Below are 12,612 nucleotides of genomic sequence, written 5' to 3' on the forward strand. Positions count from 1 at the left end.
CTGGCTGCCGGGCAGCGCAGAGATTTTGACTGCATTCACCGCTTGATGTAGGCCGGTCTTTACAAAGAAACGTCGAACCCCGGTTTGGTCGAGAAAGAGAAAAATGCAGCAGGCGGACCACCCCAAATTCAATATCGTCATTATTGGTCAGAACAATCGCCTGCAATACGAGGCCATATTGTTCGCAGCTTCGCTGCGGCACAATTCGACCGGCTTTGACGGAAAGCTGTTTGTTGCAGTTCCGCAGCCTGGACCGAAATGGAAACAGGACCCACGCATTCAGAACGAAGACGTCCTCACGGCACTGAAACAGCTTGGCGCGGAAATTCTGCCATTCGAGAGCAATGTTTTTGGCGAAAGCTATCCATACGGCAACAAGATCGAGGCGCTGCTGGCCCTGCCCGAAGGGGAACCCTTTGTATTTTTTGACACCGATACGCTGATCACCGGCGACCTGACCAGTGTTCCGTTTGATTTCGATCGCCCCGGCGCGTCGCTGAAGGTCGAGGGGACGTGGCCCAAACCCACACTTTACGGCCCCGGTTATGACGGCATCTGGCGCGCTTTGTACCAGCGGTTCGATCTGGATTTCGAAAGCTCTCTGGATACCAGCCAGCCACATGATTACTGGCGGAGATATCTGTATTTCAACGCGGGTTTTTTCTTTTATTCCTGCCCGCGCAGGTTCGGAGAGCGTTTCCTGCAATTCGCCAAGACCATCCGCGACGAGAACCTGCCGGAACTTACCGCGCAAAGTCTTGATCCATGGCTGGACCAGGTCGCCCTCCCCCTGGTCATCCACTCATTCGGTGGCGGGCGCGATGCCCTGCCCCGTGGGTTGCTTGATGGTTCTGTTAGCTGCCACTACCGGCTGTTCCCATTGCTTTATGCGCGGGAAAGCGACCGGGTTGTCGAAGTGCTGGAAACGGTTGCAGCCCCCAACAAATTCAAGAAAGTGCTGAAAAACTATGAGCCCCTGAAAAAACTGGTGTTTCAGGGCAAGGGGGCCCGGGTTCGGGCCTTGTTCGACCGCGAGAACCTGCCTCAGCGCGAGCAGGTCATCCGAAACAAGATCAAATCCAACGGGCTTTGGCTGCGGTGATCCGGCCTTGGCGAAGTGCGGCGACCATGTCGTTGTGTGTAAGCGGTTGATGCCCTACAGATTTTGACAAGCATATTCCAAAGGGAGACTTTCGAAATGTCCAATGGCCCTACTTATGGCTTTGACACGCTGCAAATTCATGCGGGCGCGCGCCCTGATCCCGCGACCGGCGCGCGGCAGACACCGATTTACCAGACCACCGCATATGTGTTCCGCGATGCCGATCACGCAGCGGCGCTGTTTAACCTGCAGGAAGTGGGCTATATCTATTCCCGCCTGACGAACCCGACAGTGGCGGTGTTGCAGGAACGTGTCGCGACGCTGGAAGGCGGCGTTGGGGCTGTTTGCTGTTCATCAGGCCATGCGGCACAGATCATGGCGCTGTTCCCGCTGATGGGGCCGGGTTGCAACGTGATCGCCTCGACCCGTCTGTATGGCGGCACGGTCACGCAGTTCAGCCAGACCATCAAACGCTTTGGCTGGTCGGCCAAGTTTGTGGACACCGACGATCTTGAGGCCGTCAAGGCCGCCATAGACGAAAACACCCGCGCCGTTTTCTGCGAATCCATCGCCAATCCCGGCGGTTATGTCACAGACATCCGCGCATTGGCCGATGTCGCGGACGAGGCAGACGTGCCACTGATCGTGGACAACACATCGGCCACGCCATACCTTTGCCGCCCCATCGATCAGGGCGCGTCATTGGTCGTGCATTCGACGACAAAATACCTGACTGGCAACGGTACCGTGACCGGCGGCTGCATTGTGGATTCGGGTAAATTCGACTGGTCTGCCAGCGACAAATTCCCCTCGCTCAGCGCGGCGGAACCTGCCTATCACGGCCTGAAGTTCCACGAAACCTTCGGGCCACTGGCCTTTACTTTCCACAGCATCGCGGTTGGTCTGCGCGACCTTGGCATGACGATGAACCCACAGGCGGCACATTACACCCTGATGGGCATCGAAACGCTGAGCCTTCGAATGCAGCGCCATGTGGAAAACGCCGAAAAGATCGCAGCGTGGCTGGAGGCCGATGATCGTGTGGAATACGTAACCTATGCCGGTCTGCCTTCATCGCCTTATCATGAGCGGGTGCAACAGCATTATCCCAAGGGCGCGGGCGCGCTGTTCACCTTTGCCGTGAAAGGCGGGTACGAGGCCTGCGTGAAGCTTGTGAACGCGCTGGAGATTTTCAGCCATGTGGCGAACCTGGGTGATGCGCGATCGCTGATCATCCATTCGGCTTCGACCACGCATCGGCAACTAACAGCGGAACAGCAGGAGGCGGCAGGCGCCAGCCCGAATGTGGTTCGGGTCTCTATCGGGATCGAGGATGCGGATGATCTGATCGCCGATCTGGATCAGGCCCTGGCCAAAGCCTGCACCTGACAAAAAGCTAGCGGCATCATGTCTGAACATAAGATCAACGATCTGGGCCAACCTATCGGAGCGCCTGTAAGGGGGGACTTTCCGCGCCCCCTGCCCCCGCGCAGTGCGATGCAGGGGCGGTATTGTTCGGTGGTGCCGCTTGACGAAACCCTGCACGCGCCCGGCCTGTTCCGGGCGTTTGCGCAGGATACGGACGGACGGAACTGGACCTACCTGCCGTACGGCCCATTTGACTCGGAAACCGGGTTTGCCGAGTGGCTGAAAGCGAGTTGCACAGGCCTGGACCCGTTGTTTCATACCGTTCTTGATGCAGACGGAACCCCAGTGGGCATGGCCTCGTATCTGCGGATTGAGCCATCAGCAGGCTCGATTGAAGTCGGCCATATTCACTTTTCGCCGCTATTGCAGCGAAAGCCATCTTCGACAGAGACCATGTATCTGATGATGCGGCGTGTGTTCGATGAACTGGGCTATCGTCGATACGAATGGAAATGCGACGCGCTGAATGCCCCGTCGCGTCGGGCAGCCGAACGGCTTGGGTTTACATTCGAAGGCGTTTTCCGGCAGGCGACACATTACAAAGGACGCAACCGGGATACGGCGTGGTTCGCCATCATCGACAAGGATTGGCCGCGCATACGCGACGCATTCGAAGCCTGGCTTTCACCGGACAATTTTGATGCGACGGGCCAGCAACGTGAATCCCTGATGGCCCGCCAGACGGATTGAGGTTTACTCGGCGATTTCGAATACCATCGATACGGTTGCCTGAACCGAAATCTCTCCCCCAGCGACGGGAATGCCGCCCGCATCCGCGGCCGCAAACTCGGCCACGCGCATCAACGGCCGCGGGCCGCCACCACCCACGGTGATCGAGACGACCTTGCCCAGCTCAACCCCTGCAGCCTCCGCCAGTTGACCAGCCTTTTCCCTCGCATCCGCGACAGCGTCTGCACGCGCCTTGGCCGCAAGCGGCTTGGGATCCTGAACGCTAAAGCTCAGCCCGCCAAAGTCATTTGCGCCCCCTTCGATCACAGCATCGAGGATTGGCCCCAGATTGGACAGGTCCCGCACCCGGACAAATACGCGGTTTGAGGCAACGAATCCCGTAATCTTTTGACGGTCGCCGTTCTGGATGTCGCGCCCGCCCCAAAGTGGCGACAATGACAAATCGCGGGTCTGGATGTCGCGCGCCTCAAGCCCCGCCTGTTCCAGCCGGGACAGAATCTGAGCAACCGCCTCAGAGGTTGCCTGCATGGCTGCGGCGGCCTCGGCGTTTTCGTTTGTGACGCCAAGCGTGATGGTCGCCATGTCCGGCGCGGCCTCGGCCGTGCCTGTGCCGTCGACAATGATGCGACGTTCTTGCGCATTGGCCATTCCAGCTGCCGTAACGGCAAGCATCATCACGAGAAAAGCAATGTTCTTCAATGTGATCTCTCCTGTTGTTGTACCTAATAGATGGGTTGGCAAGCCTTCGCCGCACAAGGGGAGAATTCGGCTTTTTCTTTCCCTCGGCGATATCCTGCTTTAATCTCGCCGCGTGAACGCCGGGGCGTTTGCGCAAGACTGACAATTACGGTTCCGCCAGATTATGAAGCCTGCCTTTACGCTGTCTTTTTCCGTTGAAGGAATTTCGCTGCTGCACCATGCGGACGGCGAATGGTACAGTGTAGGTTCCGTTTCGCTGGACACGCCTGATCTGAAGGCGGCGTTCGAAGATCTGCGCGCAAAGGCCTTTGCCCTTGAAAACGATCTGAGTTGCAGAGTTGTGTTGCCTGATCAGCAAATCCGGTATCTGACAGTTGAGACAGAGGATCTTGACGACGCAGAGCGGACGGCGCGGATTGAGGAAGTCCTTGGCGAGGCAACACCCTATGCATTGTCGGACCTTGCGTATGACACTGAAGCCTCAGGGACCACGACCTATGTAGCCGCTGTCGCCAAGGAGACGCTGGCCGAAGCCGGAACTTTTACAACCGAGCACGGTTTCAGGCCGGTATTGTTTTCGGCTGAACCTGCGGACGGTGAGTTTCCCCGGATACCGGATTTTCAGGAAGCACCTGAGATCAACGTCGCAGTTGCACCCGAACCGGAAAGCCCAGCACCTAAGGTAAGCGTCGCAATTGAGCCCGAACCGGAAAGCCCTGCACCAGAGGAGAGCGAGGTCGAAGAACCTGCTGCTGAGGCTGCTTTGGTGGACCAACCGAATGCGGAGCCCGCGGACCCGCCGTCTGTTTCTGAAGAGGCCAGCTTTTCCTCTTGCCGCCGTCCTACTTTGGACGACACCGAGGAAGAAACAGATGCACAGCCCGAACCCGAAACTGCCAAACCGGACAGTGAAGAAAAGCAGTCAGTCGCAGAAAGCGATGCGGACTTGCCGCCTGCAACCCTCGTTCATCCGATTGCCGAACCGGCTGTACCGGCAAATTTCAATGCCCTGCCGAATGTTGGTAAGGGGGCAATGGATGAAACGGATCGCCTGACAATCTTTGGCGCGCGGGGCCGCAAAAAATCCCGTATCGGGATGACGGCTCCTGTGGCTGCATCAATCGTTTTGGCCTGCATTGCAATTGGCGGGTGGGCCCTGTGGCCGCAGGGGGATGAAACGGCAGAGTTTCCGCAGCCAGAAACGCGGACAGCGTTTGTCGATTATGCCCAGCCTGAGAACGATGTTGGCAACGCGTCAGACGACGTTCCGCAGGACCCACCTGAAACGGCTGAGGACCCAGACCAACCTGTCGACCCGAATACGACGGATACGGCTATTCTGGACGCACTTGAGGTCGAACCGACACCTGTTGAAACGGTGCAACGTGATCCTGTGGCGGAACAGGCGCAACTGGAGGCTACCGGCGCGTCGCCCGAACCTCCGCAAGCTCTGCTGGAAAGGGCGTTGGAACCTGCGGACGATCTATATCTCGCGTCAATCGATCGATCTGATTTGTCACAAGATGCGCTTGCCCTGCCCGGCGCGCAAAGTTTTGACACCGATTGGCCAGTTGAGCAGGCCGGACTGCCGACTGCGGCCGGAACCCAGTTCAAACTGGATGATCGTGGGCTGGTTACCGCAACCGAGGATGGCACTCTCAATCCTGATGGGGTGATCGTGTATCTGGGAAGACCTGCCCGTGTCCCGCCGGACGTGCCAGTTCGGTTTGAAGAAGAGCCGGTGGTGGATGAAGCGCAGGAACGTCTTGCCGGTCTTCGCCCGGCACCGCGCCCCGATGATCTGGTCGAAAGCTTTGAACGGCAGCAACTTGGCGGGCGCTCGCTTGAAGAACTTGCTGGCGTTCGCCCAAAGTTGCGCCCGGAATCGCTGCAGGTAGAACCACAGGTCGACGAAACGCCAACGGCTTTGGCCGTTGTGCTGGTGCCCCGCCCGAAATTGCGGCCTGTCACCGCCGCGCCTGCGGTTGAACGGCCAAAAGCGAACAGCGATGGGTCGCTTGGCTCAACAGCGGCAGTAAGCGGCGGAACTGAGGCCGGTACCTTCACGCCCAAATCGGTTTCGCCCAAAATACCAAGCTCGGCTTCGGTCGCGCGTCAGGCCACATTGGACAACGCCATCAACCTGCGCCGCGTCAATCTGATCGGGGTCTACGGAACCCCTTCCAATCGGCGGGCGCTGATCCGTCTTCCCAGCGGCCGCTACAAAAAGGTCAAAATCGGCGACCGTCTTGACGGTGGCCGGGTGCTTGCAATCGGCGACAGCCAGTTGGTCTATCAGAAAAGCAGCCGGAACGTGACCCTGACCATGCCGAACAGCTGATCCGGGGAACGGCTGACAAAAGGCGCGCGGACGTAAGCCTGAGACAGCCTATCATCCGCACGCCCCCTGAATAATCGGGCCAATCAGGCGGCTGGTATTTCCCCCGACTCGATCTGCTCGCGCTCGATGGATTCGAACAGAGCCTTGAAGTTTCCTTCGCCGAAACCGTCATCGCCCTTGCGCTGGATGAATTCGAAGAAGATCGGGCCAATTACTGTTTTCGAGAAGATCTGCAGCAGAATCTTCGTCTCGCCACCATCGACCACGCCTTCGCCATCGATCAGGATGCCGTGTTTCATCATGCGATCTTTCGGTTCGTCATGCCCCTGCACGCGGTCATAGGACATGTCGTAGTAGGTTTCGTTCGGACCGGGCATGAATTTCAGCCCCTTCGCGGCGATGGCATCAGTAGAGCCATAAATGTCATCCGACCCCACCGCGATATGCTGAATGCCTTCGCCCTTGTATTTCTTGAGGTAGGAAACGATCTGCCCGGTTTCACCGCGGTCTTCGTTGATCGGAATGCGGATGCGGCCACAAGGCGATGTCAATGCACGGCTGAATAGGCCGGTGAATTTACCCTGAATGTCAAAGAAGCGGATTTCCTTGAAGTTGAACAGGTCGCCGTAGAATTTGAACCACTTGTCCATGTTGCCTTTGTAGACATTGTGGGTCAGGTGATCGAGGTAGTAGAACCCGTCGCCGCGCGGCTTGGATTGCTTCAGCCACTCGAACTCTTCGTTGTATGGCGACGTGTCGTGATACTGGTCCACAAAATAGAGCAGAGAGCCGCCGATGCCTTTGATCGCCGGGACATCCATGGTCTTGTCGGCGGCATCATAAGGTTCCGCGCCTTTCGCGATCGCATGCTCGTAGGCCTGCTGCGCGTCAACGACACGCCAGCCCATCGCCGGTGCACAGGGGCCATGAGCATCAACGAATTTTGCCGCAAAACTGTCCGGATCGGCGTTCAGAATATAGGTGACATCGCCTTGCTGCCAAAGCTCGACCAAGGGCTTGTTCTTGTGCCTGGCGGTAAGTTCGAATCCCATTTTCGCGAACAGGTCGCGCAGTTCCTGTGGTTCAGGATGCGCGAATTCGACAAATTCGAACCCGTCAGTACCGGCCGGGTTTTCGTCAGTGATAGTGGATTTAGGGGCGTTGTGCGGGAAAGGACCCATGGCGCATCTCCGTGAAACAGGAATTTCTTTGCTGATTCCAAAATACGCTTTATCTGATGCTGTTTCTGCGCGTTCTTTTCCTGTAACCTAACAGTGTATGCGGAAAGTACGCACGAAGTTCAGGATTTTTGGAGAATCGCCGCACATGCTGGATGCAACTGACGCACGCCTGCTGGCCGCGCTGCAAGAGAACGCCCATTTGACCTCGCACCAGTTGGGAGAGATGCTGCACCTGTCCCCCAGTCAGGCGGGTCGGAGACGTCAAAGACTGGAAGCTGACGGACTTATCACCGGATATGCCGCCAAGTTGGACCCGCAAAAGCTGGGGCTTCGGGTACAGGGCTTTGTTCAGGTTCACCTTGGTACGCACGGGCCCGATCAATCGGCCAGTTTCGCGCGCATGGTGGACCTGCGTCCCGAGATCACAAGCGCCTGGACCATGACCGGTGAGGCGGATTATCTGCTGCATGTCTATTGCGACGACCTTCCGGCGCTCAACCGCTTGCTTCACGAAGTGATCCTGCCGCATCCTGCGGTAGCGCGCGTGCAAAGCCAGATCGTCATGGACCAACTCAAACGCGATGCTCCACTGCCCACCTGACGGGTACGAGAAAGGACAGACATGGAAGAATTCCTATACCAGGCCTCAATATATCTGGCTGCCGCTGTCATCGCGGTACCATTGTCAGCGCGTCTGGGATTGGGGTCGGTTCTGGGATATCTGGCAGCAGGTATCGCCATCGGGCCGGTGTTTGGACTAGTCGGTGCTGAAACCGAAAGCCTTCAGCACGTTGCGGAATTCGGCGTCGTCATGATGTTGTTCCTTATCGGGCTGGAACTGGAGCCGCGCGCCTTATGGGACATGAGGGACAAGCTGCTGGGGCTTGGCGGATTGCAGGTCGCGATGTCGACAATCGCCATTGCCGCCGTTGCTTTCTATGCCAATCACCCATGGTCAGTCTCGCTGGCGGTTGGCCTGACTTTATCGTTGTCTTCGACCGCAATCGTTCTTCAGACGCTATCCGAAAAGGGGTTGATGCAGACAAACGGCGGGCGGGCCACCTTTTCGGTTCTGCTGACGCAGGATATCGCGGTTATTCCCATTCTGGCCTTTTTGCCATTGCTTGCCATTTCCCCCGGGCTTCACATTGAAAGCGATGGTTCGATCGACCGAGGTTCGGGGGCGGCACATGGTGTTGACGCCCACCATTCCCTGTCGCTGGTCGAGGGCCTGCCCGGATGGGCGGTTACACTGGTTACGATTGGCGCAGTGGTGTTTGTGGTGCTTGCGGGCGTGTACCTGACGCGGCCTCTGTTCCGTTTCATCCACGCCACACGCCTGCGGGAAATGTACACCGCGCTGGCCCTGATGATCGTCGTGGGAATTTCGTTCCTGATGATGCTAGTTGGCCTTTCACCCGCGCTCGGGGCCTTTCTGGCCGGCGTCGTTCTGGCCAGTTCCGAGTTCCGCCACGAAATGGAAAGCGACCTTGAACCGTTCAAGGGGCTATTGCTGGGGCTGTTCTTCATCACTGTCGGCGCCGGAATAAATGTCGGCTATTTCTTCAGTGAACCTCTGGACCTGCTTGGGCTGGCGCTGCTGGTCATTCTGGCCAAAGGGATCATCCTGTTCCTCGTGGGCCTTGCCTTCAAACTGCGGGGGCGAGATCACTGGCTGTTCACGCTGGGGCTGGCGCAGGCAGGCGAGTTTGGATTTGTCCTGCTGGCATTTTCCACGCAACAGAATGTCATACCGCCCGATCTGTCGCAGAAACTGCTGATGATCATCGCGTTGACGATGCTGATCACGCCGCTGCTGTTCATCATCTTTGACATGGTGTCCCGGCGAATCGGTGATGCCAGCCCAGAACCCGAACCGGATCAGATCGACGAGAAAGGGCCGGTGATCATCGCGGGTATCGGGCGCTTTGGTCAGATCGTGAACCGGCTGGTGCAGGCCAGTGGATTCAAAACCGTGGTTCTGGATCACGATATCGAGACGATCCAGCTTATGCGCCGTTTCGGGGTAAAGGGATTTCTGGGCGATCCGACCCGGCCCGAGCTGCTGCGTGCGGCGGGGCTGGAAAAGGCCGAGGTGCTGGTGGCCGCCATGGACGACTACAAACAGGTCACGCGGCTGGTGGGCTATGCCCGTCGTCAACGCCCTGATCTGCACATCATCGCGCGGGCGCGGGATCGCAACCATGTCTATGAACTGTATCAGGCCGGTGCAAACGACATCGTGCGCGAGATGTTTGACAGTTCACTGCGCGCCGGTCGCTATGTCCTTGAGAACATTGGCCTGAGCGAGTACGAGGCCGCGCAGGCCGAGCAGACGTTTTATCATCATGACCGAAATACGGTCCGCGATCTGGCCGAGTTGTGGATACCGGGCATGCCTACCGCCGAGAACAAGAAGTATATTGATCGGGCGCAGCAGTTGCAGAAGGAACTGGAAACCGCACTTTTGGAACTGGCTGAAGAGCACGCCAAAAAGTCGGCGTGACCCGGGCGCCTGCCCGGGTCTGCGTTGTGATCAGTTGTCTGAAACGCCAGCCTCGGCAAATGTCGCCATACCAGAGTGGCAGGCGACGGCCGATTTCACGATATTGATGGCAAGCGCCGCGCCCGAGCCTTCGCCCAGACGGAGACCCAGACTGAGCAAAGGTGCCTTGCCCAGTTTCTCAAGCATTGCGCCATGTGCGCCCTCAGCGCTTTGGTGGCCTGCAACGGTGTGATCCAGTGATCCGCTGGCGGATTGGGCCAGACAGGCGGCTGCGGCTGAGCAGATAAAGCCATCCAGCACCACCGGAATACGCAACACGCGTGCCGCAGCAATTGCGCCGGCCATGGCTGCAATTTCGCGACCGCCCAGACAGCGCAGAATTTCAAGACCGTCGTTCGATCCACCGTGAAGCGCAACGCCTTCGGCAACAACGCGGGTCTTGTTTGTCAGACCTGCGTCATCAACGCCGGTTCCCCGCCCGGTCCAGTCCGCCGCGTCCCCGCCAAAAAGCGCGCAGGCAATTGCGGCGGCAGGTGTGGTGTTGCCAATGCCCATCTCTCCGACGACCAACAGGTCGGACCCCGCATCGACCGCATTCCAACCCGCCCGAAGCGCTTCCAGCAACTCGTCCTCACTCATCGCGGGGGCTTGCGTGAAATCTGCGGTGGGGCGGTCCAGCTCAAGCGCGTGCACGTCCAGTTTGGCACCCGCTGATTTGGCAAGCTGATTGATCGCGGCCCCGCCGTGCTGAAAGTTCAGAACCATCTGTTCCGTCACTTCTGCGGGAAAGGCGGAAACGCCTTGCGCAGTGACGCCGTGGTTTCCGGCGAACACGATGACCTGCGGCGCCGAGACCTGCGGGCGCGCATCCCCGCGCCAACCCGCATACCAGATCGCCAGATTCTCCAACCGGCCCAACGCGCCGGGTGGTTTGGTCAGTTGCCCGTTACGCTCTTCGGCGCCTTGTGTCGCGGCACTGTCCGGCCCCGGCGCATTGGAGAGCAGATCACGGAAGGAATTCAGGTCTTTGAGATCGGGCAGCATGTAAAGCCTCGTTGCATCAGAGTGGTCCTGCGTGTTTAACCAATGCACTCGATGCCACAAGACCCTGAAAGGCCTGGGAGTGATCAAAAACGACACACACCTGATTTCTGCGTGGGACATCCCTGTGGCGCTTGTGCTGCTGACACGCCTGCCCCTGCCCGCATTGCCCGAGCAGAAATTCGCACGGCAACAACAGGCAGTCTGGGCCTTCCCTATTGCCGGGCTTCTGGTTGGGCTTTTGGCTGGCGCTGTTGGCTGGATCGGCCTTGCCGCACAGATACCGGCGTCCATTTGTGCCGTGCTGGCTGTGGCGACACTGATCCTCTCGACCGGGGCAATGCACGAAGACGGCTTTGCCGACACTGCTGACGGGTTCTGGGGCGGGTTTACCAAAGAGCGCCGACTGGAGATCATGAAGGACAGCCATATCGGGACCTACGGCGTTCTGGCACTGATCCTGTCTCAGCTGCTGCGCGTTCTCGCGGTTGGCGCCCTGCTTGGATCGGGTGCGATTTGGGGCCTGGTGGCCGCCGCCACATGGTCGCGTGCACTGATGCCAACGCTTATGTGCGCGTTACCAAATGCGCGGGGATCGGGCTTGAGCCACCGGGTCGGCACCCCGCCGACACGGGCGGCAGCACTGGGGCTTTTTCTGGCCTTATTGATCTGCCTAATGACGATCGGCACGCAGGCGTTGGTGCCTATGATGGTCGCGGGTCTGGCCGCGTTCATTCTGGCCGCGATTGCCAAAAGGAAAATCGGTGGTCAGACCGGTGACATTCTGGGTGCGACACAGCAGATGAGTGAAATCGCCTTTTTGGTCGCGTTGATCGCCCAGCTTAACTGACGCCTCCAGTCTCGATCCTCAATAACCCACCACAATGCTTGCAGTGGACCGCGTCCGGATCGTGCCGATACAGCCCGCATCCCCCGCACTTGTGCCGCACCTTCTGAGGCATGAAAATGGCCTGCGCCAGCCGTACGAACAGGGCCACGCCAACGACCATGATAAAGACCGAGAACAGCTTGCCGAACGGCGTTTGCAGGGTAATGTCGCCAAAACCGGTCGTGGTGAGCGTCGCCATCGTAAAATAAAGCGCATCGATGTAAGGCGTTTCGCTGGTTTCCGGGATGAAATAAACCAGTACCGCCGTTGCTGTTGCAAACACAAAAACCAGCAGGTTGATGGCCGCGATAACCGCATCTTCGTGAGTGCGGAAAAACACGCTGTCGCGGCGAAGATCCCTAAGCAGGTGATATGAGTGAATGAGGCGCAGGGCGCGGAGGATACGAAGAAAAGCCAGATTGCCCGTCAGAAACGGATCGAGCAGAAGAGAAATGATAACGACGATGTCGGCAATTGTGTAAATTTTCCGCAGTAACTGCCACTTGTTCCTTGCGATCCACAGGCGTGCCGAAAAATCCAACAGGATAAGGAAGCCAACCGCCCAACTGGCCGCAACAATGACTGGCCCGTGATCTATGTGTGCGGTTGCCACAAAGAACACGATTGTAACCGCGTCAAACAGGATCAGGAAATATCGGAACCAGACTGGTATCGTTCCGGTTCCGATATATAGAAATCTTACCAGTTGCTTTAGCCGCACCATTTATCTCTCCG

General features: G+C 58.2%; 11 protein-coding genes. 7 read left to right on the forward strand and 4 right to left on the reverse strand.

Annotation, left to right across the window (positions count from 1 at the left end; all coding sequences use genetic code 11):
* Positions 1 to 103 precede the first annotated feature (103 nt).
* From ACR0D6_RS00945 to ACR0D6_RS00955, 3 genes are all read left to right on the forward strand, one after another.
* Positions 104 to 1,102, forward strand: a complete 999-nt coding sequence (locus ACR0D6_RS00945; RefSeq protein WP_480764135.1) for a hypothetical protein — start codon at positions 104 to 106, stop codon at positions 1,100 to 1,102.
* Positions 1,103 to 1,198: 96 nt separating this feature from the next.
* On the forward strand, positions 1,199 to 2,491 hold the full coding sequence (locus tag ACR0D6_RS00950) for an O-acetylhomoserine aminocarboxypropyltransferase/cysteine synthase family protein (RefSeq protein ID WP_480764136.1): 1,293 nt from the start codon (positions 1,199 to 1,201) through the stop codon (positions 2,489 to 2,491).
* Positions 2,492 to 2,509: 18 nt separating this feature from the next.
* Positions 2,510 to 3,220 (forward strand): GNAT family N-acetyltransferase, encoded by a 711-nt coding sequence (locus ACR0D6_RS00955; RefSeq protein ID WP_480764137.1) that lies wholly within the window; start codon positions 2,510 to 2,512, stop codon positions 3,218 to 3,220.
* A 3-nt stretch (positions 3,221 to 3,223) separates the two neighbouring features.
* Here the strand turns inward: ACR0D6_RS00955 and ACR0D6_RS00960 are convergent, their stop codons facing one another.
* A complete protein-coding gene (locus tag ACR0D6_RS00960; RefSeq protein ID WP_480764138.1) occupies positions 3,224 to 3,919 on the reverse strand; it encodes an SIMPL domain-containing protein in 696 nt (231 codons plus the stop codon).
* A gap of 163 nt (positions 3,920 to 4,082) precedes the next feature.
* Here ACR0D6_RS00960 and ACR0D6_RS00965 point away from each other — a divergent pair, with 163 nt between their 5' ends.
* The gene (locus tag ACR0D6_RS00965) at positions 4,083 to 6,260 is read left to right on the forward strand and encodes a hypothetical protein (RefSeq protein ID WP_480764139.1); all 2,178 of its coding nucleotides are present in this window, start codon (positions 4,083 to 4,085) and stop codon (positions 6,258 to 6,260) included.
* Positions 6,261 to 6,343: 83 nt separating this feature from the next.
* Here ACR0D6_RS00965 and hppD read toward each other — a convergent pair whose 3' ends face one another.
* On the reverse strand, positions 6,344 to 7,441 hold the full coding sequence (gene hppD / locus ACR0D6_RS00970) for a 4-hydroxyphenylpyruvate dioxygenase (RefSeq protein ID WP_480449131.1): 1,098 nt from the start codon (positions 7,439 to 7,441) through the stop codon (positions 6,344 to 6,346).
* Positions 7,442 to 7,586: 145 nt separating this feature from the next.
* Here hppD and ACR0D6_RS00975 point away from each other — a divergent pair, with 145 nt between their 5' ends.
* Positions 7,587 to 8,042: an Lrp/AsnC family transcriptional regulator gene (locus tag ACR0D6_RS00975; protein WP_170650416.1), complete on the forward strand. Its 456-nt coding sequence runs from the start codon at positions 7,587 to 7,589 to the stop codon at positions 8,040 to 8,042.
* Between the two features lie 21 nt (positions 8,043 to 8,063).
* A complete protein-coding gene (locus ACR0D6_RS00980) occupies positions 8,064 to 9,947 on the forward strand; it encodes a monovalent cation:proton antiporter-2 (CPA2) family protein (RefSeq protein WP_480449130.1) in 1,884 nt (627 codons plus the stop codon).
* A gap of 30 nt (positions 9,948 to 9,977) precedes the next feature.
* Here ACR0D6_RS00980 and cobT read toward each other — a convergent pair whose 3' ends face one another.
* Positions 9,978 to 10,991 carry a nicotinate-nucleotide--dimethylbenzimidazole phosphoribosyltransferase gene (gene cobT / locus ACR0D6_RS00985; RefSeq protein ID WP_480764140.1) on the reverse strand — a complete coding sequence of 338 codons (1,014 nt, stop codon included), beginning with the start codon at positions 10,989 to 10,991 and terminating at the stop codon, positions 9,978 to 9,980.
* A gap of 79 nt (positions 10,992 to 11,070) precedes the next feature.
* On the opposite strand from cobT, the gene cobS reads away from it, so the two are divergent.
* Positions 11,071 to 11,838, forward strand: a complete 768-nt coding sequence (gene cobS / locus ACR0D6_RS00990) for an adenosylcobinamide-GDP ribazoletransferase (protein WP_480764141.1) — start codon at positions 11,071 to 11,073, stop codon at positions 11,836 to 11,838.
* On the opposite strand, the gene ACR0D6_RS00995 is transcribed toward cobS, so the two are convergent.
* Entirely contained in the window at positions 11,831 to 12,601 is a 771-nt protein-coding gene (locus ACR0D6_RS00995; protein WP_480764142.1) for a potassium channel family protein, read from the reverse strand. The two genes, cobS and ACR0D6_RS00995, sit on opposite strands and share 8 nt — an antisense overlap.
* Positions 12,602 to 12,612: the final 11 nt, after the last annotated feature.

This window comes from Ruegeria sp. BJ6 (genome assembly GCF_056537885.1).

Excerpts from the sequence above, each read along its gene's own strand:
- ACR0D6_RS00980 (WP_480449130.1), top strand. The coding sequence starts at position 8,064 with ATGGAAGAATTCCTATACCAGGCCTCAATATATCTGGCTGCCGCTGTC.
- ACR0D6_RS00945 (WP_480764135.1), top strand. The coding sequence starts at position 104 with ATGCAGCAGGCGGACCACCCCAAATTCAATATCGTCATTATTGGTCAG.
- cobT (WP_480764140.1), bottom strand. The coding sequence starts at position 10,991 with ATGCTGCCCGATCTCAAAGACCTGAATTCCTTCCGTGATCTGCTCTCC.
- ACR0D6_RS00950 (WP_480764136.1), top strand. The coding sequence starts at position 1,199 with ATGTCCAATGGCCCTACTTATGGCTTTGACACGCTGCAAATTCATGCG.
- ACR0D6_RS00995 (WP_480764142.1), bottom strand. The coding sequence starts at position 12,601 with ATGGTGCGGCTAAAGCAACTGGTAAGATTTCTATATATCGGAACCGGA.
- hppD (WP_480449131.1), bottom strand. The coding sequence starts at position 7,441 with ATGGGTCCTTTCCCGCACAACGCCCCTAAATCCACTATCACTGACGAA.
- ACR0D6_RS00955 (WP_480764137.1), top strand. The coding sequence starts at position 2,510 with ATGTCTGAACATAAGATCAACGATCTGGGCCAACCTATCGGAGCGCCT.
- ACR0D6_RS00965 (WP_480764139.1), top strand. The coding sequence starts at position 4,083 with ATGAAGCCTGCCTTTACGCTGTCTTTTTCCGTTGAAGGAATTTCGCTG.
- ACR0D6_RS00975 (WP_170650416.1), top strand. The coding sequence starts at position 7,587 with ATGCTGGATGCAACTGACGCACGCCTGCTGGCCGCGCTGCAAGAGAAC.